This window comes from Streptomyces sp. NPDC005195 (assembly GCF_040608315.1).
Lineage (GTDB): Bacteria > Actinomycetota > Actinomycetes > Streptomycetales > Streptomycetaceae > Streptomyces > Streptomyces kaempferi.
Genome location: NZ_JBEXHZ010000238.1, coordinates 1 through 2540 on the forward strand (window position 1 = coordinate 1; position 2540 = coordinate 2540).

The 2540-nt window shown below is 71.3% G+C and carries 3 protein-coding genes and 1 pseudogene; 3 read left to right on the forward strand and 1 reads right to left on the reverse strand.

The window, feature by feature from the left end; all coding sequences use genetic code 11:
• The 3 genes and pseudogenes from ABZV34_RS38460 to ABZV34_RS38470 all read left to right on the forward strand — a co-directional run.
• Window positions 1–799 (forward strand): annotated as a pseudogene (locus tag ABZV34_RS38460) (alpha/beta hydrolase); the annotation flags it as partial.
• Window positions 800–868: 69 nt separating this feature from the next.
• Window positions 869–1522, forward strand: coding sequence for an ATP-dependent Clp protease proteolytic subunit (locus tag ABZV34_RS38465; protein ID WP_356287633.1), 654 nt, complete (start codon window positions 869–871; stop codon window positions 1520–1522).
• A 1-nt stretch (window position 1523) separates the two neighbouring features.
• Window positions 1524–2126, forward strand: coding sequence for an ATP-dependent Clp protease proteolytic subunit (locus ABZV34_RS38470; RefSeq protein ID WP_356287636.1), 603 nt, complete (start codon window positions 1524–1526; stop codon window positions 2124–2126).
• 29 nt (window positions 2127–2155) lie between these two features.
• Here the strand turns inward: ABZV34_RS38470 and ABZV34_RS38475 are convergent, their stop codons facing one another.
• Window positions 2156–2539 carry a helix-turn-helix transcriptional regulator gene (locus ABZV34_RS38475; protein WP_356287639.1) on the reverse strand — a complete coding sequence of 128 codons (384 nt, stop codon included), beginning with the start codon at window positions 2537–2539 and terminating at the stop codon, window positions 2156–2158.
• Window position 2540: the final 1 nt, after the last annotated feature.

The window sequence follows — 2540 nt, forward strand, 5'->3', positions numbered from 1 at the left end:
CGGATTCGGACTCTCCGGACCGACCCGGGACACCGGCTGGTAGTTCCGGCGGGTGGCCGCCGCGTTCGCGGAGATCATGACGCGGCTCGGCTACGCGCGCTTCGGTGCCCAGGGCGGGGACTGGGGCGGCGCCATCTCCCGTGAGCTGGGCCGGGCCTTCCCCGAGCGGCTCATCGGAGTCCACCTGAATCTGCTGCCCGGTTCGTCCGCGCAGACCGAACCGACCGACGGTGAGCTGGCCTCCTTGAGCCCCGAGGAGCGCGAGCGCGCCCTGACGTCGTGGCGGAGGACCCAGGAGCGGCGGCGGGACGAAGCCGGGTACGCCGAGCTCCAGGGGACCCGGCCGCAGACCCTCAGTTACGCGCTCACGGACTCCCCGGTCGGTCAACTCGCGTGGATCGTCGAGAAGTTCAGGCAGTGGACGGCTGCCGAGGACCGTCCGGAGGAAGCCGTCGGCCGGGACCTGATGCTGACGAACGTGATGCTGTACTGGCTCACCGGCACGGCCGGGTCCTCGGCCCGCATCTACTACGAGCGGGCCCACGCGGACTACCGGGGCGCCCAGCCCGGCGTCTCGACCGCGCCGACCGCTCTGGCGGTCTTCCCGCACGAACCCTTCGTACCGCTGCGGCACATCGCGGACCGCACGAACAACATCGTGCGGTGGACGGAGTTCGACCGGGGCGGCCATTTCGCCGCGGCCGAGGAGCCGGATCTCCTGGCCGGCGACGTACAGGCCTTCTTCAGGTCGCTGCGCGGCTCTGCCCACAGCGAATCTGCCAGGGGCCGAGAAAGCTGACCCCGGCGGGACTTCGGTCCGATGGTGGAGATCGCGGCACTGCCCGCCGCACCACCACGAGGAGGACCGATGACCGCATTCGTCAACGGCTGGGGCCCGTCCCACGCGCCGCGCGCCGAGGAGGGCGACACCCCGCCGACACGCTTCGACGACCATCTTTCGGCGCAACTGCTCGCCCAGCGGATCGTCCTCCTCGGCACCCAGGTCGACGAGGTCTCCGCGAACCGGGTCTGCGCCCAGCTGCTCGTCCTGTCCGCGGAGGACCCGCGCACCGACATCAGCCTGTACATCAACAGTCCGGGCGGTTCGGTGACCGCGGGCCTCGCGATCTACGACACCATGCGGCTGGTCCCGAACGACGTGTCGACGCTGGCCATGGGGTTCGCCGCGAGCATGGGGCAGTTCCTGCTCAGTGTGGGCACGCACGGCAAGCGCTACGCGCTCCCCAACGCGCGGATCATGATGCACCAGCCGTCGGCGGGCATCGGGGGCAGCACCTCCGACATCGAGATCCAGGCACGGAACCTGGAGTTCACGAAGAGCGCGATCGAGCGGATCACCGCGGAGCACACCGGCCAGAGCGTGGAGACGATCTCCCGGGACGGTGACCGCGACCGCTGGTTCACGGCCGAACAGGCCCGGGAGTACGGCATGGTGGACCGGGTCGTGGAGTCGCTCGACGACGTCCGCCCGGCCGCGTCGCGACGACGGATGGGGCTCTGACATGGGTTCGTACACGATTCCGAACGTCGTCGAGCGCACCCCGCAGGGTGAGCGGTCCTACGACGTCTTCAGCCGGCTGCTCTCGGAGCGGATCATCTTCCTCGGCACCGAGATCGACGACGGGGTCGCCAATGTCGTCATCGCCCAGCTCCTCCACCTGGAGTCGTCGAGCCCGGAGAGCGAGATCGCGCTGTACATCAACTCGCCGGGTGGTTCGTTCACCTCGCTCATGGCGATCTACGACACGATGACGTTCGTCCAGGCGCCCATCTCGACCTTCTGTGTCGGCCAGGCGGCGTCGACGGCGGCGGTGCTGCTGGCAGCCGGCGATCCGGGGCGGCGGTTCGTGCTGGAGCACGCGCGGGTGCTGCTCGGCCAGCCGGCGAGCGGTGGCCGCCAGGGCACCGTCTCGGATCTCGCGCTCCAGGCCAAGGAGATGCTCCGGATCCGCTCCCAGGTCGAGGAGGTCCTGTCCCGGCACACGCACCACGACGTCACGGTGCTGCGCGCGGACATGGACCGCGACAAGGTCTTCACGGCGCGGGAGGCGGTGGCATACGGAATGGCCGACGAGGTGCTGGGCCGACGGCTCGCGGCGGTCTGAACCGGCCCGCCGCGAGCGGTCGTCGCGCGTCAGGCGGCCAGGCACAAGCCGTCGTGACGCGGGGACGACGGGGTGCGCCGACGGGCCGGGCGCACCTGGGCGAGACGGGTGAGCTCGTCCTGCGCCAGCGAGAGCAGGTCGGTGAGACCGAGGCCGAGAGCGCGGGCGGCGGCCGCGAGGACTTCGGACGAAGCCTCCTTGCGGCCGCGCTCCAGCTCGGAGAGGTACGGCATCGAGATCCGGGCCGCGTCGGCCACGTCCTTGAGCGTGCGCTCCTGCGCCAGCCGCTCCCGCCGCAGGACGTCACCCAGGAGGTCGCGCCAGAGCGGCTCCGCGCGTCCGGGGGCGGGTGGTGTCCGCCGGGGCGCGAGGGAGGGAAGGGTCCGCCGGGGGCCGTGGTCCCCGGGGACCACG

Excerpts from the sequence above, each read along its gene's own strand:
- ABZV34_RS38470 (WP_356287636.1), top strand. The coding sequence starts at position 1,524 with ATGGGTTCGTACACGATTCCGAACGTCGTCGAGCGCACCCCGCAGGGT.
- ABZV34_RS38465 (WP_356287633.1), top strand. The coding sequence starts at position 869 with ATGACCGCATTCGTCAACGGCTGGGGCCCGTCCCACGCGCCGCGCGCC.